Origin of the sequence: Pedobacter hartonius (assembly GCF_900107535.1) — a bacterium.
Taxonomy (GTDB): Bacteria; Bacteroidota; Bacteroidia; order Sphingobacteriales; family Sphingobacteriaceae; genus Pedobacter; species Pedobacter hartonius.
Window position 1 is genome coordinate 90,198 of the sequence record NZ_FNRA01000008.1, and the last position, 18,676, is coordinate 108,873.

Here is an 18,676-nt window from a genome sequence, read left to right on the forward strand (position 1 = left end):
ATAAGTATCTTTTGTTTCCTCATTGTTTTAATAACCTTGACTTAAATAAACTTTTATACATTTCTTTAGACACTCTCTGAAAATCTTTAGAGAACGACCAATAAAACATCAAACTAACTATTCCGTACCCTAACGTAATACCTACAAATCTAAGCAAATCAACCTTACCCTTAGTCTCCGGCAAGTATTTGTTGAACATCAGATTGACAAGGTATAATAACACGACTGTTAATATTGCAGGCACAATATTTCTGTTAAAAAATAGCCGCCAATTTACCCTAAACATCTTTTTACTGTAATAAAAATATAAAACTGCTGATATAGAGAATGCTATAAATTTAAAAAAGCCAAAAGACCATAAACCAAAGTACTTAAAGGTCAGTAAAATACCCAACCAATATATTATCGGCAATAACGCACTACTAATATATAAGCTCTTGATATTCTCCAGTGCTACCATTGCGATACCAGTTGGATTAGATAAAAAAGTATAATAATAACTCGCAAACATGATTGCTATGATAGGTACGGCATTAGAATATTCCGCTCCAACCCAACTAAAAATAAAGCTTTTCATCGTTAAAATGAGTATAGTAGTAGGTATTACTGATAACGGCAGCCCGATAATCAATATTTTTTCATAAGCCAGGCCAAGTTTATTGATCTCCTTTTTACCAATGAAGTGATTAAATTTAGCCGTAAAAGGATTGTATAAAATCCCATATAAGGATCTTGAAAGTGTCATAACAGACATACAGATATTGAAAATGGCAACCTCCTTTAACCCTACGAATTTACCGATGATTAATGCATCCAGTTCATAATATATTATCCAAGAAATAGTAACAAACAAGCTATTGAATGCGAGCCCTTTTGTCTTTTTATAAATCACAATGTTAAATTTAACAGCTTTTAAAAGAGCTAAAAAATCATATTTAAACTCGGTTCTTGCAATAAAACAGCCTATAACAATTGAAAACAAAGTGATAAGTTGTGTAAAAAGATAAAATTCAACAATATTATATTCCCCGTTCTTAAAAAAATAAAAAACAGACAGGATTTTAAATAAATTCAGTAATGAAAACACCCGCTGATAAAGATAATCATACAATCTAATGTTAAAAATAATCTGAAGTGCTCTTTGCGCTATCAGAACAGGTAAGGAAAGTACAAACACCAAAAATAAGTCTTTTGCTAATTTTAAATCTTCCGGTTTTGTTAATCCCTTGAGTACATACCCCGGATTATAAGAAAAAAAAAGTATCAGCATTCCAAAAAGACAAAATACCAAACAAAGGATAAAAAAAACGAACCCTAAAATATTTATTTCATCGTTACGGTCCTTTCTGGCATATGCCTCACTGGCAAATTTCATTCCTGCGCTAAGAAATCCAAAATCAGCATATGAAAGAAATAAATTCAACGAGACCACAAAAGTATATATCCCAAAATAATTCTGATTTGATGCCAGATAAGGTGTTACCATAAACATGGTAGCGAACCCGCTTATCAGCGAAATAACTTGCCAAAAATATATTTTAATCAGTTTTTGCATAGAGTATTGGTTGTTATCTAGATTCTTTTAATATGTTCAGGATGTGAACGGGGAAGAATAACTTATTTACTGATTAAATATTCCAGGAATATTTCTTGAGTCTGCCTCTTTTCGCTGTCCGGATTAGTAAGATATGAGTACAGATACGATTCATATTTTTGCCTGTTTATTTCGATTTTTTTAAGATCTATATTTGGTGAGGTTGTAATATCTACCCATTCCAATTCAAGGGCCTCACTAAATCCTAATAATGAATTGTGAAGATATCCCCCATTAATACTCCTGATTTCTTTTGAAGACAATAATAACACCTTTTTATTAAAACAAACTGCAAACGAAATAGATGTGCTTGAATGGGCAAGGACCAATCTGCTATTACTTACGACTTCAGCAGTTTGGTTAATACTAATCAAACGTCCTTCAAAAGGGTTGACGTCGTAAACCGATTTTGGATGCGCAGCAATAATTACTTTAGTATTAAGTGACCTTTCAACGTAATCAAAAAAGAGATTAAGTTCCTTATAGTATGTCTCAGCGTTTACTTTTTTCATTGACAATAAATCAAAGTCTGGATGATATGGTAAATATTCGTCTAAAAAAACAACATATTTGTCTGCAGGCATAGTATTCTTCCTATTCAATTGAATTTGAATATATTGATCATAATCAAAATAATTTATTCCGATTATTTTATCTGCACTTTTTACATCCATTTGATAGCCCGTACCAATAGCGCGCAGACCATAAATTCCAGCTTGAAAAATCACCTCGATTTTTTTGGTCAAACCAATTTTTTTAAATATCAGCGTTATAATAGTCTGACAGATTCTAATACATTTTATCGGATTTATAAGTTTCGAAATCAAAATCAGATTTCGATTTATATTTGTTTGTAATAATTGAAAAGAGGGCATTGCACCCCTGGCCATAAATGCGACTGGAAATTTATATTTTTTTAAAATCCGATAAATGAATAAGAATTGGTAACAATAGCTAAAAGTTGAAAAGATTAAGCAATCAGATTCCGCCGAGTAACGTTTTAAAATATTATTAAAAGCTTTCTTACCTGATACTTTGATAGTGCCTGCGTAATTCAATTCATGTTTATGTAAATCCCCAATACTAAACATATCACTGAAATCTATAAATTCAACTTTGATACCTGCAAGAATAAGTTGATCTATGTAAAAATTATCATATATCTTTCTTGTTAAAGGTATTGGACTTAATATTAGTACTCTATTTATCATTAAATAGCAAGCCACCCCCCATCGACTATCAAATTGTGACCAGTCACATATGACGATTCTTCTGCAAGTAAATAATACACCGCTGAAACTATGTCCTTAGGTAATCCCATTCTTTTCATAGGCACCTTTTTATTATAATTGTCAACAAAGTTTTTAGGCTGATTGTCAAAGATCCCTCCCGGAGAAACAGTATTTACTCTCACTTGGTAAGGCCCGTAATAGGCTGCAAGATATCTCGTTAGGTTATTTATTCCTCCTTTTATCGCTGAATATGCAGCGGGCATAGTCATTTCTGTACCTTCATAAACTGTAAAATCAGGACCGACAGAACCATATATGGATGACATATTTATAAACGAACCAAAGCCCTGCTTTTTCATTTGACTCAGAGCGACCTGACAACATAAAAAGTAACCATTCAGATGCATATCAACATTCTTCCTCCAGGATTCAAAAGGAACATCTTCAAGTTTATTTCCCCAATCTAAAGTCCGGGGATAAGCATTATTAACCCAGCCATCAATCCTTTCATATTTATCGACAATTCCAGATACCGCCTCCTTAACTGAAATTTCATCCGTAATGTCTATGATAAAATCATCCGGGCCCTGTGACTGAAAATATATATCGGCAGCTATAACGGTGGCTCCGTTCGCACGAAATGTAGAAACCATTTGTTTCCCCAACAAACCATTGCCTCCAGTCACTACAATGACTTTTCCTTCAATTGAAAACATTAATTATACTTTCTAAAAACTGGTTTGATTACAGGTGAATTCAGATAGGATTCATAACCATCGTTTAATGCCTGCTGACAAATTTTTAATGCGTGGCGGGCCGCATCTAAAGTGAGGTCGAGTTCTGCGTTCTGGTGTGAATATGAGACCGCGATATAAGGCATCAATACATCCTTAGACAACATTTCCTGAGCAAACAATGTACGCATTGCCAGAGATACGTTTCCCGTTTTATCTTTTACAACATAATTTGGCGAACACGGGTAACCTTCTACATAAAACTGTTCTTCTATCCCTAAATCTCCGGCAATACCATTTAGACCATCCATTAAGTTTTGTCCATATTCCCAGAAGTGTTCAACAATACTATCTCTTTTTAAGATTTCCATGGTTTTTATGAATGCACCAAGTGCACTCATTTCAGCACCATGGGTGGTAGAAGTTAAAAATACTCGCTCAGCTCCTTCTTCTAGAATTCCGCCGACTTCCATAATTTCTCTTTTACCTGCTAAAGCAGCCACAGCGAATCCATTTGCCATAGCTTTACCAAATGTACACAAGTCCGGTTCGATATTAAAATAGGTCTGTGCACCTTGTAAATGCCAGCGGAAACCAGTTATCATTTCATCAAGGATAAATACAGCACCATTTTTTTTACACAATGCTTTGACCTGATATAAAAAATCGGGCTGGGGTTTTATATTTGTTGCGGCTTCAAGCATAACAGCCGCAATTTCTCCCGGATGAGCATCAAAAAGATGGATTAGTGAATCAATATTGTTATAGTTGAACTTTAATGTCAGCGTGGTCATTTCCGCCGGTATTCCCCTCTGCATTACGGTCGATCCAATAAACCAGTCATCATATGAAAAAAAGGGCTGTTCGGAAGGAACTGCAACAAACTTCTTACCTGTATATGCACGTGCTAACTTCACAGCTGCAGATGTAACAGCAGATCCATGTTTAGCAAATTTAACCATATCAACAGACGGAATTAGTTCGGTTAATAATTCGGCGGCCCTCAACTCTGTAAGCGAGGCCCGCGTTAAATTATTACCTTTAATTATTTCAGTGTAGCAAGCATCAGCGATTTCCTTATTGCCATATCCAATATTAACTGAGCGTAACCCCATTCCGTAATCTAAGTATTTTTTACCATCAGGACTAAATACATAAGCACCTTCGCCTCTTTCTAAAATTGATGGGGCATTGGCAGGGAATTGGTCGTCACCTCTTGAATAAGTATGAGCACCGCCAGGTATTAAATTATGCAATTTCTGCGAATATGAATCTTTCATGAAATATAACTTAGTCTTCTTCTTGCTTTTGTTTATTAAAATTTGCCCAATATGTATCGTTAAGACTTTCATTTAAACGGGCCCAATTCTTTTCAAGGATTAAATCTATGAGTATTTTATCGGAAATGTATAATATATCATTCTTTAAATGATTTATAACTTTTGCAAAAAACTCAGCATCCTCTTCATAATCCAGGGTCATCCTTAAATGTGTTCCCTGCTTATACCCACTTATATCAATGATATCAATTTTATCTTTATCAAAGATTCTACCCCAACCTGTCTCAAGCTTTTCATGACGCTCGTTTTCCAACGATTCAGTCAAAAAGTCAACAGTATATCCAGAAACATTCATCCCTAAAGGCAATCCTGTGGTATATACCATATCAGAACCCAGCTTTAATTTATTGAGCAAAATTCTTGCGGCCTGTGTTGAACAGAGAATATCATCACCATCTATGGAGATGATATATTTTATGTTATTCTTTTCAGCACATTGTAAATGACGTAAAGGGATGTTCTCGTCCGATCCATAAAATACTTTTACACTATCGCTTTTAAAAATGTCTTCAAATTTTTTATTCTCCTTTTTTACTGAAGTCGTAATAAAAATTTTAATCTCCTCATTTTCAATTTCCCTCTGAAATTCAGCAATATACCTTTCAACCAACCACTCGATAAAGGTTTTACCATTCACTTCAATCAAATGCTTTTGTGACAATCTGGTTGAGCCAAGTCTCGCTGTAAAAAATATCCCGACCATTACAATCTTTCTATTCTATTATTTAAATCAGACCTTTCGACAGCATATAATACTTTCAGCACTTCATGGTCATGTGCTAATGTATTCGGGAATTTCGAATTGTCATTCACAGCATGCAAAAAAGCTGACATTTCATCGATATACATTTGCTCCGTAATATTTTTATTATAGCCGCTTTGAGCAGAGATCGTTTCATAAGATATGGAATCCCATTCAGCTTTTTCAGGATCAAATATTTTAATTGCATTATCGTCCCAATTCCAATATAATTGTTTCTTATCACCATTGATGACCATTCTTCTCGTTGCATATCTGGAAACCACATCAACAGATAAGTTAAAGATCATTTGACCATAATCCATTAAAACATTATATGTGTCATCGATTTCCTCAGCTCCGGCTATTTGAATCGAATTTTTGTAAAAACCAGTTACTCTTTTAGGCAATCCTAATAATAAGGTAATCCAAGTTAGTTCAAATGGAACGATTTCCCTTCCGCCACCGGTAAGTTTATTAGATACGTAGTATTCGCTAACATCTTCATAAGTATGCCAATCAGGCAAATACTGACCAGAATGATATAAAATATTTGAGATTTTACCAAGACTATTACTTTGGATAACTTCAGCAATCTTTTTTATTGCAGGATGAAAACACAATGTACAAGACGGGGCCAAACATACATTCTTTCTATTGGCTTCCGCAATCATCCATTCAAAATCAGTATCTACTACGCTTGCTTCGATAAATGCGGGTATTCCCAATTCAATTGCAATTTTCATATAAATATGATGAATGTCTGGCGGCAAAGAAATAATAAAAGCATCAAATTTGAATTTCTCCAATGCCATCTCAAAACTTTCTACAGTATCTATATGGTATAGCAATGCAGTTTCATCTCTTCTATCTTTTCTTTTATCAAAACCAATAATGTTATTAACTCCGAGAGCCTGAAGATTTCTAACTCTTCTTTTCCCCATAGATCCCAGACCAATTATTAAAACAAAGTTTTTCATTCTAAAATTTAATATAATTTATATCCTCTTGTGCCTTCTTATAATCATCATGTTTACCAATATCCAACCAGTAGCCTCTTAAGGGATAAGATGTAACCTTATAATCACCTTTAATCAGGTCATCCAGCAAATCTGTCGCATTATAAAATTTACCGTTTGGTATATTATTGCAGACTGATTTTTTCATTAAATAAATACCCGCATTTGCGAAATATGTATAAGTTGGTTTCTCTGCGAAATTTTTAATTATGCCATTTGATGTTTCCAAAATAGCATAGGGAATATTAACGTTATAAGGAATAGTTGCAACTGAAAAATCTGCGTCAGAATTGATAAATTCTAAAAAAAACTGTTCATAATCCAAATTTGTTAATACGTCCGAATTGGCAACTAGAATATAATCATGTTCAAATTGATCGATTAGGGAAAGGGCACCAATAGTTCCTAACGGTAACTCTTCATCGATATACTTAACATTGATTCCCTTTGCGTTGCCGTTTCCTATGTGACTTTTAATCTTGTCCCCTAAATATCTTACTGTTATCCAAAAGTCATCCACTCCAAAACTTACCAGCCTATCGAGATTATGCTCAATAATTGGTTTTGTGCCAACATTTAACAATGGTTTCGGTACCTTGTCAGTTAATGGCTTTAACCTTTCCCCTCGGCCTCCCGCCATAATTACTGCATCAACGGGAAGATATGACTTAAAAAACCGGAAGTTAATGATGTTGACAATCACTCCTTCTTTATCTAATACAGGTAATATTCTATAGTTATTCTCTCTATATTCAATCACCTCCTTAATAGTATAGTTTCCTCTTTGAATAAATTTAGGATATGCCTGAACGAATTCGTCAACAACATTGTCAACATGCAGTCCTGCCAATAATCCCCGTCTAACATCACCATCGGTAAGAGATCCAAGCAATTTATCATTATCATCCACTACAAATATGATGGAATCCACTCCTAATTCATTTAATTTTGCCAAAGCCATTTTCAGCGGGCTTTTAGTAACAATTAAATGCTTCTGGTAATCATAATTTTTCATGCTAAACTATCTTTTGAACTCTAATCTTTTAATTATTTCAGCGATACTGTGAGCTGCCCCACCATTATAGTAAATATTTTCTGTAGTTAAAGTTTCACTTTCTTCAACAGTTCTTACTGCCCTTACAATATTTTCCTTACTTATTTCCGTTTCTAAAACATTTTTCCCACTGATCCTGCCCTTTTGCCTATTACCCAGATTAATTACATATTTTCCAAAAGAAGCAGCCTCTATGATGCCGCTCGACGTATTTCCAATTAGAAAGCTACAATAGTTTAATGCGGTAAAATAACTTTGAGAACCCAGATTTTCAATTAAAAAAACATGTTTAGAGTTCGCAAAATTATCTATCAGTTTCTGCCTAATCATATTGCCGAGTGTATCAGCGTTCGGCATTGTAATTAGAACCTGATAGTCCTTTAGTTCATTGATCGCGCCTATTAATTCAGAAATGTAAAGTCTATTTTTATTAACAGCCACGGTTTCCGGATGAAAAGTGGTAAGTATAGTTCTCCTGGTAAGGTCTATTCCCCATTTCTCTTCAAACTGATTCGGAGTTAATAAAGATAATTCATCCAGATTATCTAAACTCAAAGCCCCTACGTGAAAAATATCTATGTCGGATCCCCTAAGTTCAGCAACTCTGGCGGCATATTCAGGAGTTGCCACAAAATGATATGTCGAAGCCAATGTAATTCCATGTCTGAAGATATTATCAATCGCACCTAATGTTGTTTCCCCACCGTGTAAATGGGCAAGCTTTATTTGAAATGGTATACTAGCTATTACTGCAGCAAACATCTCGTAGCGGTCACCGAGGCAAAATACCAAATCAAATTCCGACTGGTAGTTATTCCAGAAATCAGCGAATTTAAGTGACGTCAGGCCTAGAGAGCTAGCTATTGCATTAGCCGAATCTGTCAGTAACATAGATTCGATTTTATATGCCACATCAAAGCCGCTTTCTTCAATATTCTTTATAGTTTCACCATAAAAACCAGATAAATGGGTACCAAATGCAATAATTTTCAGCTCAAAATAATCATCATTACCCATAACCTTAAGCAGTGGCAGATAAATACCAAAATCAGCTCGTGAACTTGTTAATATACCTATTCTCATTACAAAAGATCGTTTAATGATAACTTGGTACCGGCAGGTAAATTTTTATTAAGTTTTCTGCCTATTACCTTTTCAACATCCATTGGAGAGATTCCGTCGCCTGGCCTCAACATTTCCAGGTCAGAATCCTGAATTGAATCGTTCTCCGCTAAGGAATTTAGCAGATGAATACTTTTCCTGGCTATTACAATGTTTTTCATCTCTGAAGGTGATGGTTCCTTTATTCCAGTACCAGAGATGGCCATCTCTATATTCCGAATAGCCAAAACCATTTGCTTCAATTCACCGGGTTCTAAAGAAGCCTGATGATCGGGCCCTTTCATCGATCTGTCCAAAGTGAAATGTTTCTCTATAATCGTTGCTCCGAGTGCCACAGCTGCGATTGGTACCTCAATTCCTAAGGTATGGTCTGAATAACCGATAGAAATGCCAAAAGTCTCTTTCAAATGTAGCATGGCTAATAAATTAACATCCTTCATTGGTGTCGGATATTCAGTATTACAATGTAAAATACTGATGTTTTTTTTGGGGATACCTGCTTTTAAAAACACTTCTAATGCGGCTTCGATCTCTTCAATAGTAGCCATTCCTGTAGATAATATAACTTTAGAAAACTGTTTTGCAGCCAATCTTAAATAAGGTAAATTGGTGATTTCACCGGAAGGTATTTTAACCATTCCAATTCCTATACCTGAAAGATAGGCCAGAGACCCAAGGTCAAATGCAGTAGAAAAAAATTCAACATTTTTAGATTTACAATATCCAATTAATGCGGCATGATCTTCTTCTGAAAGTTCTAATTTTTTAAGCATTTGGAACTGCGATTCATCAATATCTTGGGTATTTTCAACCTGATAGTTAGCCTTTTGAGCTATCTTAGATACTAGCTTATCCGATTTAAAGGTTTGAAATTTCACATAATCAACACCGGCTGAAGCTGCCGCATCAACTAATTTGAATGCATTCTCTAAACTACCATTATGGTTGACACCTGCTTCTGCAATGATGACGGTATGTTTCATTATTTAATCTTGATTACAGGATTCCCCACATAGGTACCTGGCTCTTCTATATTTTTTATTACGACAGATCCAGATCCTATAATAGACCCTTTACTTATATTTATCTGGTTAGATATTGTTGCATTACTACCTATAAAAACTTCATCACCAATAATGCTGCCACCATTTATCGTAGCAGAAGTTGAAATATGATTGTGATTACCGATAACAGCATCATGTTCTATTGTACAGCCTGTGTTTAAGATACAATTGTTTCCTATTTTCACACCTGCGTTTACAATCGCGCCGTGCATCACTATATTACCATCTCCTAACTCAGCATGTTTAGACACATAGGCACGTGGTGAAATAATATTAGGGGTAATTGCTTTATTTATTTTAAGGTTTTGGAATATTCTTATTCTGTTTTCAGCGGACTTTATCTGTCCGATAGTGACGAAAAAAAAACATTCCTCATTTATATATCTGATTATGTCACTATCGTCACCAACTATTTTGTATCCCAAAATAGTTGCACCCATCATATTAATGTTATCTAAAATCCCTTCAATATGATATATATTAGCTTGTTCAATAACATCAATGCAAGCTTTGCAATGTCCACCACCACCAACAAGCATAATTTTTTTTTTAATCATTAGATTATGTTCTAAATCCACTTGGAACATTAACGACCCTGTCGGCAAGCCAGATACTATTCTCTAAATTATCTGTCTGACAAGTGCCAAACATAGGAAGCCTATTCATCAATTCCCAAACAGGTCTCGTCATTACTCCTCTAGAATTTGTAAATTCTAAAAAATAATTCCGTTCATCAAAGTTATCTAATATCAATGAATTAAGCCAGTAATTAGATTTCGAGTACAGAGTTTCTTTCGAAAAGGAAATTCCCAACTTACCTGAAAGTTCATTATATTTCCCTGCAAGTACTCGCTTATTTTTAACAAATAATCCAAGCTGTTCTAATTGGGCACAAGCCAAAGCTGCATTCAGATTTGGCATCCTGTAGTTATATCCTATCTCATCATGCACAAACTCCCATTTATGGGGCACCTTAGCTTGTGTTGTTAAATGTTTAGCTCGTTTCGCGATAGTTTCATCATCAGTTATTAATGCTCCACCGCCCCCGCAGGTTACAGTCTTATTTCCATTGAAACTAAAGACCCCAACTTTACCAAAAACCCCGGTATGCTTGTCTTTATAGTAACTCCCCAGAGATTCTGCAGCATCTTCGATCAGGGGAATACCCCATTCTTCACAAATTAAAGCGATCTCATCAATTCGGCAAGGTAATCCAAAAGTATGCATCGGAACACATGCGGCAATTTTTTTACCGGTTAATTTATTATAAGTAAATCCATTATCTCTTCTCTCACCATATTCCGTCAAAAAATCTTTTAATGATATAGGGGACATTCCCAGAGTATCCTTGTCAACGTCTATAAAAACCGGCCTTGCTCCTATATAGCTAATAGCATTTGCGGTAGCTATAAATGTTAGCGCTTGCGAGAGAACCTCGTCACCTATTGTCACATGATTTAGCAAAAGTGCCATATGCAGAGCATTAGTACCATTTACTATGGCAATTGCGTATTTTGCTCCCGTTATTTGGGCCATCATTTCCTCGAATCGATTCACATAAGCACCTACTGAAGACACAAATGTAGAGTCAATGGCATCCATTACATATTTTCTCTCATTGCCTATAAAAACAGGTTCATGGAGACCAATAAAATCCTTATTAGGATACTGCAATTTTACAAATGCGACAAACTCCTGAAATTTATCATCTACTCCCATTGCTTACATTTTTGCATCTAAATACTTACCTGTTTCCTTATGCCCGAAATCGGGTATCATTTCATGAAACAAGGAAATAATATCATCCTTATTCCACTTTTTATTTAGTTTCAGATTTGAAATACTCTCACTAAAATATTCCAGCTTATCATTCTGTAAATGAAGCAGGTTTTTGATTACCCCAAGATTTTCAAATCTATCCATATCTAAAGTTTCATTATCAGTAAAGAATTCTTCAAAATCCTTTTCTCCGGTTGTATCACTTATCGTAAATAAGCAAGGCCATTTTTTTTTGCTGGGCAGGCTTTTTATAAGCTCCCTTGCCTCATTCTCATTATTACACAGATAAGGTTCATAGCCCAATTCTGACAAATATTTTTCTGCAATATCAGCAAAAGTAATCAAATGCAGATCTTCACTTAATTTAGGAAAGAAAATATCTCTGTTCTCTCCGAAAATACATGACATTAAACACAATTCTCCAGATTCCTTAGGAATGACAAAATATCTCTTAATATCGTTTGGCGCCACTATTGGCTGTATTTTTTGTATCCGTTGATTAAAACCATGCAATAACGAACCGTCAGAGAACGCGACATTGGCGAAACGGGCGGTTGAAATATTAATATCTACACTCTTACGCATCAAAAACATTTCCATGATACGCTTTGAAGCTCCCATCATATTTACCGGATTAGCGGCTTTATCAGTAGAAACGCAAAAATATTTCTTAGTTCCTTTTGCTATCGCATGATCGATAGTTTTCTCAGTATTAAAAATATTAACATCAATCATTCGCATTAAGGTGTAAGGGTCCTTTTCACTTCGTACATGCTTTAATGCTGAAAGATTTAAAACATAATCATACTTCCCATCAAATTCAATAAAAGCATCATATTCCAATGATCCTATGTCCAGCGCAAATGTTTGAAAATCTCCTTTGATATAACCAAATGAACTTCGAATATCCCTTACAAGCTCGACCATATTATTTTCACTTATATCGACAACATGCAATTTGAGGGGATTACGTTTAAAGATTTCCTTTGTTACCGCCTGACCTATTGATCCAGCTCCACCAATCACAAGGAAACTGGACTGACTTACTGCTAACTGTAATTCCTGTTCATGAATACGAATATCATCCTGAAACAATTCATTTTCGCGACCTATTAATCTTAAGATATCCATATATTCCTATTGTACTAAATCAGGTTTCAAATTTTTTCTAACAATCAAAATTAAACAAGTAAAGAATCCAAATAAAAACCCTCCAATAACAATTCCTTTAAGTTTACTGAACTTTGTCATGTCAAGAGGCAAAACCGGTTCATCAACCACTTGAATCAGTGGCGTCTCTTTACGCAAAGACATTTTTGAAAGTTCCAGATTTTTAACTAATTCGGCTAGCACGGCCTTATTTGTTTCAGCTGAAACCTGCGAACGCTGCATAGGCGCAGACCGTTGCACCTGACGTGTGAGATTTAAATTTGGTGTAGCATCAAATACCGCAGCCCCGCTAAAGATGGCACCATTCAATGCAGCCCTGACAGAATCTGCCTTTTGTTGAAGAATAATTACATTAGCAATTGATTTCTTAGTTTTGGTTTGTATATAGAAATCATTCACGTTCCTGACAATTTCATCGTTAAAAGATTTCGCAAAAAACTCGTCCTGTGCTTTTACTTCTGCCTTAATAATGCTTAGTTTTTTATCTAATTTAGCAACACTTAGATAACCTTTATTGATGTCTTTCACAAACGCTCCTAGCAGGCTGTCCTGTAAACGGGTAAAGCCTGGTTTCGATCCCTCAACTGTAGTCTTTTTAAATTTAACAGTTTTCAACTCGGGAATGTCCTTCCAGTTTTCTCGAAGGTTGTTAAATTCTATATATAGATCAACTAACAATTCTTTTTTACCATTATATTCAACCTCTGTTAGCAGAGTCTTTTCAATCATTTTTCTGGATTTATACAATTCAAGTATATTATCTCCCTGAAATATTCCCCCGCCACCTCCAACATCTATTCCAACCATTGAAGCTAAACCGGAATATTGTCCTAAACCACCACCACCACCATCGCCATCCTCCAGCACAAAAGTTGTGGCAGCTGTATAAACAGGTTTTTTAAATCCTGCATAAACAACCCCAAGTATCCCGCCTACAATTCCAAATATAAAAATTATTAGCCATTTTGATAGGAGGTAATGGTACCCAGTACTCAATTTAGAAACGAGTTCGGTTAATGAAATTTCTTCGGTTTCTTTTTGATTTTTTACTAATTTATCTCCCATATAGCTCTAAAACCCACTATTAAATTTGAATATTGAATCGATGTATATTATCTATTATCTTAATACACTTATTAATACAGCAGCTACAGTCGCCAAAGCGGACGTAATGCCTACAACACCTGCGACGCCTAATTTTTCTCTCGGCGCTCTTTTAGGAATAAAAATTTCCGCACCAGGTTTTACCTTGGGATAATTATTGAAAAATAAAAATTTACGATTTGCATCCACTGACCCATTTGCATATTGAATATAAGCTCCCTTTTTATTCGCATTATATGTAAACCCGCCAGCGCCATTAATATAGTCTTTCATTCCCCTATTACGATTATAAACTATATTTATGGGTCTAAGAACCTCGCCGGTAACTTTAACAGTTTGTAGCTGTTTTGGTACATTAATGATGTCTCCGTCCTCCAATAAAAGGTCATATTTAGAAGCAGGTTTTTTCAAAATATTAAGCAGATCTATACCTACCAGATCGCTTCCAAGTATTTTTACTTCTTGCACTAATTGAGCAGTATCAGTAACGTTATTATCTCCTGACTGCAATCTTTTTAAATTAGCTAATTTTTGCATTTCTTCCCTTTGTCTGTCCTTCGCATTTTTGGAAAGACTGCTCCCCGCTTTAGCTTTAATTACATTACCAAAACGATCAGTAGAATCCCGCTCACTAACCTGCTCGGGTCCTGGTCTTTTTAAAGACGCTCCTTCCGCAAAAGACAGTGCCGTTAAACCGCCTGCTCTTTTTATCAGATCAGAAATACGTTCATCTTTTCTGATAATGGTATAAATACCTGGATAGAGTACCTCCCCTTCAACCTTCACTTGCTGCTGTACCTGATATCCTTCCGAATTACGAATTGATATAATATCAAATGGCTGTAAAGTAAAAGAGGAATCCTGCAATCTAAGATCACTTGAAATATTCACGTTCAACACTTCAGCTGTCTTAGCCGAAATAGACCTCGCATCACTATTTCTGACTCTTCTAGCAATTTCAATACGATTGGGAGTTGCACCTTCTTTAAAACCACCAGCCATTTGAATTAAGGATTGAAGCGTCATTCCTTCCGCGTATTCAAAGGTTCCTGGAGTTCTAACTTCACCCTTTATATCCACTTTGTATTCGTCACGTAAATCGAATATAGACGATATTGTAACCTTATCCTCTCTGTTCAAAGAGATGTCCTGTTCGGTTCCTTTTAGAATCTTATCGACATCAAATGACAATAATGCCAAACTATTATCGGGATTTAACCGGGAAATGTAACCTCTATTTAAAAAAGCATCTTCTTTTAATCCATCAGCTTTAGTAATGAGTTGTTTCAAGGTTAGGCCTCCTTCCAATTCATACTGTCCAGGCCGAAATACCGCACCAATAATTTCGACCCTATTTGCAAATCGATCTAATATCGGTTCAACTACATATTTATCGCCATTTAAAGGCCTATACTTACCGTAGCTGTCTGCCGCAACATCGGTAATACGTCTTTCTTTACTAGTGTTTTGTAAAACCTTAATTTTAGCTGTATACGCTTTATTCGAAAACCCGCCCGAAAACTTAATGATATCTTCTAACGTCTCCATGCTTAAAACCTCGTACAAGGCCGGTCGCTTGACTTCACCAGACATTTCCACGCGGGTTTGATACACAGGAATATTAATAACGTCCTGGTCCTGCAAGCGAATATTTCCTTCTTGTATTCCCTTTAAAAGAAAACTATAAACATCAACCGTAGCAACAATCTTATTATTGCGAATTACCTGTATATTTCTGAAGGAACCATTCTCATTTGGGCCACCCGAGGCATTTAATGCATTAAATACCGTGGAGAGAGACGATAAAGTATAGGAACCAGGTTTAACAACCTCGCCCAGTAATGTTATTTTGATACTTCTGATATTACCAAGGTTAATAGATACATTTGTGCGGCCGCTTCTTAAACTGGGATATGTGGACGACATGGCTGAACGAATTTTCGATATCGCCTGTTCAATAGATAGCCCTGCCACGGAAATTAATCCGACATATTGCAATCTAATATTGCCATCAGGGCTGACTTGAAGTTTATAATTAGCCTCGTTATCGCCTGTCAGATCAATTATTAACTGGTCGTCAGGGCCAATAATATAACTCTTTGGAGTAGCCATCCTCAGATTAGGTTCAAATTTAATTTGATTATTTTTAAACAACTCGGAACCAAATATTTTAGGAATTAAATTTCCAAAAGCATCAAGCATTTTTTTCTTATTCTTATTTGCAAGATTAATCTTTGCACTTTTTGAGGTGTCCGAGTCATTAATTTCCCCATCGTAACTTCTTACACTAGAATCGTCCTGCACAACTAGATTCTTTTGACCCTGACTCTTTTTATCCTGACTATTAAAAGAACTATCGTTTTTAAGTTTCTCTACCCGTATTTTCAGTTTTGCTACCTCCGCGGGCTGCATACCCTCTGCTGCAGCCATTTGTCCCAACTGATCTTCGGTATAACCAACCGATTCAGCGCGCTGGATTAATTGACGAATTTGTACGTCAGTTAATTCGTCTACTTTTACGTCAGAATAATTAGTTTGTGCAGAAGCAAGCTGAAAAATAATTATACTACAAAAGAATATCAATGCAGTAACCGTTCTTTTTATATTCATAAATAACTTAATAGTAATAGTTTTATTCGAAATAATTTAAGGTTCGAAAATTGCCTTCCTGCAAATATTCGTCTTTTTTCATCAATAACAAATCAGACTGAATCATATCTTCCACTAATGATTGCAAATCATATCTGGGATTCCAACCCAATTGGGTTTTGGACTTTTTTGAATCCCCTAGTAATAAATCAACTTCTTTAGGCCTATAATATTTGGGATCTACACGAACAACATCCATTCCAAAATGTAATTCTCCGATATTTAACCCTAAGTTTTTTGCTAAATCATAATCAATGTCAATGATTACGCCTTTTTCATATTCACCTTTCCCACTAAACTCAACTTCTATACCTAATTCGCCAAAACTCATTTTCACAAAATCGCGCACGGTAGCAGTAATACCGGTAGCAATTACAAAGTCTTCGGCCTTCTCTTGTTGAAGAATCAACCACATCGCCTCTACATAATCTTGAGAATGCCCCCAGTCTCTTTGCGCAGATAAATTACCTAAATACAAGCACTTCTGCAATCCAAGAGCAATTTTACAAGTAGCTCTTGTTATTTTCCGGGTAATAAAGGTCTCTCCCCTTAGAGGACTCTCGTGATTAAATAAAATACCGTTAGAAGCAAAGATATCATAAGCCTCCCTGTAATTTATAGTTATCCAATATCCATAAATTTTAGCCACAGCGTAAGGTGATCTCGGGTAAAAGGGAGTAGTCTCATTTTGAGGTACAGTCTGAACCAGACCATATAATTCAGAAGTAGATGCCTGATAAATTCTTGTCTTCTTCGTCAAACCTAAAATTCTTATTGCTTCTAATAATCTTAAAGTTCCTATCCCATCAGTGTTAGCAGTGTACTCAGGCATTTCAAAACTAACCTGAATATGACTCATTCCCGCAAGATTATAAATTTCATCAGGCTGAATCTCCTTAATAATCCGGATTAGATTAGTAGAATCGGTCAAATCACCAAAATGCAACTTAAAATTGACATGATCATCGTGAGCATCTGTATAAAATTGGCTGAGTCTTTTGGCATTTGATAATGAAACCGTCCTCCTTAAGCCATGTACGAAATAACCCTTTTTCAAAAGAAACCCTGTCAAATATGCCCCATCCTGTCCTGTAACACCTATAATTAAGGCAATTTTCATTCGATTATCAGTAATTAATTCAAAGGGCTAAAGATAGGCGAATAATTTGATTAGTCTGAAAAAAATGAGAGTTTAAGAATTGGACGTAGGTATGCCAAAAAGAACAGAATGTAAGATTATAAATAGGACATCTCAATTTGCAATTAAACAAGCTGGCTCTCATGCCGCTTACACCATTATGAAATCAAGCTTATTCCTATTTATCAAAAAATCAAGAAATTCAAAATCTAAAGGCTCATCAAGATCGAAACAAATATGTGGCATTACATAGACTAAACTACGATCTGTCATGACTGTTGTATTCGGAAATTCAAAAAAGGCCTTTTTGTAAAAATAAAAGGATCCATTTAAATCAAACGTAGAAGGTGCCGATTGTCTGGATAAGAAGACTCCATTTGTTTTTACTAAGTTGTAGTATCCATTTTCCTTCTTTTCAACTACGCAAAAATATGGGCTTCGTTCTGCATCATTAACCGAAAACAAGTTAAGAGCCCTTTGATCATTATTAATTATATTATAGGCATTAATTAGATCTTGATAATTTCTTAAGGGTGAGGATACATCCAAGTCTAAAATGTAATCGTATTGCTTTGCATTTAACTTTTGATGATATTCCAATAAATGCCTGATAACGTCAACTTTGCCGGATGAGTCGTCTGCAAGATGAGCAGGCCTTAGGTAATCAGTATAAATACCATATTTCTCAGCAATCTTTTTTATTTCTGTACAATCCGTGGAAATTGCAATGTCGCCCCCCATTTTGGCTATAAATTCTTCTGCAAGAGAAATTGTATACGCTATTAATGGCTTCCCATTTAAGTCTTTAATATTTTTACCAGGTATTCCCTTAGACCCACCTCTAGCGCAAATTGTAATCAAAAAATCCATACTTAAATTATTTATTCAAATTAAAATTGATCAAAACCACTCAATGAGACACAATTATAACGACAATA

At 35.3% G+C, this 18,676-nt stretch carries 16 protein-coding genes; all 16 read right to left on the reverse strand.

All coding sequences use genetic code 11. The features are described 5' to 3' along the window. Positions 1–19: 19 nt before the first annotated feature. The 16 genes from BLW16_RS14600 to BLW16_RS14675 all read right to left on the reverse strand — a co-directional run bounded on the left by BLW16_RS14600 (position 20) and on the right by BLW16_RS14675 (position 18,608). Entirely contained in the window at positions 20–1,555 is a 1,536-nt protein-coding gene (locus BLW16_RS14600) for a lipopolysaccharide biosynthesis protein (RefSeq protein WP_090557897.1), read from the reverse strand. Between the two features lie 62 nt (positions 1,556–1,617). After that, on the reverse strand, positions 1,618–2,805 hold the full coding sequence (locus tag BLW16_RS14605; protein WP_090557898.1) for a hypothetical protein: 1,188 nt from the start codon (positions 2,803–2,805) through the stop codon (positions 1,618–1,620). Beyond that, the gene (locus BLW16_RS14610) at positions 2,805–3,542 is read right to left on the reverse strand and encodes an SDR family oxidoreductase (protein WP_090557899.1); all 738 of its coding nucleotides are present in this window, start codon (positions 3,540–3,542) and stop codon (positions 2,805–2,807) included. The genes BLW16_RS14605 and BLW16_RS14610 overlap by 1 nt, the downstream gene beginning before the upstream one ends. Continuing rightward, positions 3,542–4,840 carry a glutamate-1-semialdehyde 2,1-aminomutase gene (locus tag BLW16_RS14615; protein ID WP_090557901.1) on the reverse strand — a complete coding sequence of 433 codons (1,299 nt, stop codon included), beginning with the start codon at positions 4,838–4,840 and terminating at the stop codon, positions 3,542–3,544. The genes BLW16_RS14610 and BLW16_RS14615 overlap by 1 nt, the downstream gene beginning before the upstream one ends. A 10-nt stretch (positions 4,841–4,850) precedes the next feature. Continuing rightward, positions 4,851–5,603 carry a cytidylyltransferase domain-containing protein gene (locus BLW16_RS14620; protein ID WP_090557903.1) on the reverse strand — a complete coding sequence of 251 codons (753 nt, stop codon included), beginning with the start codon at positions 5,601–5,603 and terminating at the stop codon, positions 4,851–4,853. Then, entirely contained in the window at positions 5,603–6,619 is a 1,017-nt protein-coding gene (locus BLW16_RS14625) for a Gfo/Idh/MocA family protein (protein WP_090557905.1), read from the reverse strand. The genes BLW16_RS14620 and BLW16_RS14625 overlap by 1 nt, the downstream gene beginning before the upstream one ends. A gap of 1 nt (position 6,620) precedes the next feature. Next, the gene (locus BLW16_RS14630; RefSeq protein WP_090557907.1) at positions 6,621–7,673 is read right to left on the reverse strand and encodes a nucleotidyltransferase family protein; all 1,053 of its coding nucleotides are present in this window, start codon (positions 7,671–7,673) and stop codon (positions 6,621–6,623) included. Between the two features lie 6 nt (positions 7,674–7,679). Beyond that, on the reverse strand, positions 7,680–8,795 hold the full coding sequence (gene neuC / locus BLW16_RS14635; protein ID WP_090557910.1) for a UDP-N-acetylglucosamine 2-epimerase: 1,116 nt from the start codon (positions 8,793–8,795) through the stop codon (positions 7,680–7,682). After that, entirely contained in the window at positions 8,795–9,817 is a 1,023-nt protein-coding gene (gene neuB / locus BLW16_RS14640) for an N-acetylneuraminate synthase (protein WP_090557913.1), read from the reverse strand. Before neuB ends, neuC begins: the two co-directional genes overlap by 1 nt. Further along, entirely contained in the window at positions 9,817–10,455 is a 639-nt protein-coding gene (locus BLW16_RS14645; RefSeq protein ID WP_217631577.1) for an acetyltransferase, read from the reverse strand. Before BLW16_RS14645 ends, neuB begins: the two co-directional genes overlap by 1 nt. A 4-nt stretch (positions 10,456–10,459) precedes the next feature. Next, the gene (locus tag BLW16_RS14650) at positions 10,460–11,617 is read right to left on the reverse strand and encodes a LegC family aminotransferase (RefSeq protein WP_090557915.1); all 1,158 of its coding nucleotides are present in this window, start codon (positions 11,615–11,617) and stop codon (positions 10,460–10,462) included. A gap of 3 nt (positions 11,618–11,620) precedes the next feature. Next, positions 11,621–12,808 carry a UDP-N-acetylglucosamine 4,6-dehydratase gene (locus BLW16_RS14655; RefSeq protein ID WP_090557917.1) on the reverse strand — a complete coding sequence of 396 codons (1,188 nt, stop codon included), beginning with the start codon at positions 12,806–12,808 and terminating at the stop codon, positions 11,621–11,623. A gap of 6 nt (positions 12,809–12,814) precedes the next feature. Then, positions 12,815–13,912, reverse strand: a complete 1,098-nt coding sequence (locus tag BLW16_RS14660; RefSeq protein ID WP_090557919.1) for a Wzz/FepE/Etk N-terminal domain-containing protein — start codon at positions 13,910–13,912, stop codon at positions 12,815–12,817. Positions 13,913–13,966: 54 nt separating this feature from the next. After that, positions 13,967–16,561 carry an SLBB domain-containing protein gene (locus BLW16_RS14665; protein ID WP_090557920.1) on the reverse strand — a complete coding sequence of 865 codons (2,595 nt, stop codon included), beginning with the start codon at positions 16,559–16,561 and terminating at the stop codon, positions 13,967–13,969. Positions 16,562–16,583: 22 nt separating this feature from the next. Next, on the reverse strand, positions 16,584–17,720 hold the full coding sequence (gmd, locus tag BLW16_RS14670; protein WP_090557922.1) for a GDP-mannose 4,6-dehydratase: 1,137 nt from the start codon (positions 17,718–17,720) through the stop codon (positions 16,584–16,586). Positions 17,721–17,888: 168 nt separating this feature from the next. Further along, positions 17,889–18,608 (reverse strand): acylneuraminate cytidylyltransferase family protein, encoded by a 720-nt coding sequence (locus BLW16_RS14675; RefSeq protein WP_090557924.1) that lies wholly within the window; start codon positions 18,606–18,608, stop codon positions 17,889–17,891. Positions 18,609–18,676: the final 68 nt, after the last annotated feature.

Coding starts and splice junctions, on each gene's coding strand:
- BLW16_RS14600 (WP_090557897.1), bottom strand. CDS start 1,555: ATGCAAAAACTGATTAAAATATATTTTTGGCAAGTTATTTCGCTGATA.
- neuB (WP_090557913.1), bottom strand. CDS start 9,817: ATGAAACATACCGTCATCATTGCAGAAGCAGGTGTCAACCATAATGGT.
- gmd (WP_090557922.1), bottom strand. CDS start 17,720: ATGAAAATTGCCTTAATTATAGGTGTTACAGGACAGGATGGGGCATAT.
- BLW16_RS14665 (WP_090557920.1), bottom strand. CDS start 16,561: ATGAATATAAAAAGAACGGTTACTGCATTGATATTCTTTTGTAGTATA.
- BLW16_RS14615 (WP_090557901.1), bottom strand. CDS start 4,840: ATGAAAGATTCATATTCGCAGAAATTGCATAATTTAATACCTGGCGGT.
- BLW16_RS14650 (WP_090557915.1), bottom strand. CDS start 11,617: ATGGGAGTAGATGATAAATTTCAGGAGTTTGTCGCATTTGTAAAATTG.
- BLW16_RS14605 (WP_090557898.1), bottom strand. CDS start 2,805: ATGATAAATAGAGTACTAATATTAAGTCCAATACCTTTAACAAGAAAG.
- BLW16_RS14645 (WP_217631577.1), bottom strand. CDS start 10,455: ATGATTAAAAAAAAAATTATGCTTGTTGGTGGTGGTGGACATTGCAAA.
- BLW16_RS14620 (WP_090557903.1), bottom strand. CDS start 5,603: ATGGTCGGGATATTTTTTACAGCGAGACTTGGCTCAACCAGATTGTCA.
- BLW16_RS14610 (WP_090557899.1), bottom strand. CDS start 3,542: ATGTTTTCAATTGAAGGAAAAGTCATTGTAGTGACTGGAGGCAATGGT.
- neuC (WP_090557910.1), bottom strand. CDS start 8,795: ATGAGAATAGGTATATTAACAAGTTCACGAGCTGATTTTGGTATTTAT.
- BLW16_RS14660 (WP_090557919.1), bottom strand. CDS start 13,912: ATGGGAGATAAATTAGTAAAAAATCAAAAAGAAACCGAAGAAATTTCA.
- BLW16_RS14655 (WP_090557917.1), bottom strand. CDS start 12,808: ATGGATATCTTAAGATTAATAGGTCGCGAAAATGAATTGTTTCAGGAT.
- BLW16_RS14675 (WP_090557924.1), bottom strand. CDS start 18,608: ATGGATTTTTTGATTACAATTTGCGCTAGAGGTGGGTCTAAGGGAATA.
- BLW16_RS14625 (WP_090557905.1), bottom strand. CDS start 6,619: ATGAAAAACTTTGTTTTAATAATTGGTCTGGGATCTATGGGGAAAAGA.
- BLW16_RS14630 (WP_090557907.1), bottom strand. CDS start 7,673: ATGAAAAATTATGATTACCAGAAGCATTTAATTGTTACTAAAAGCCCG.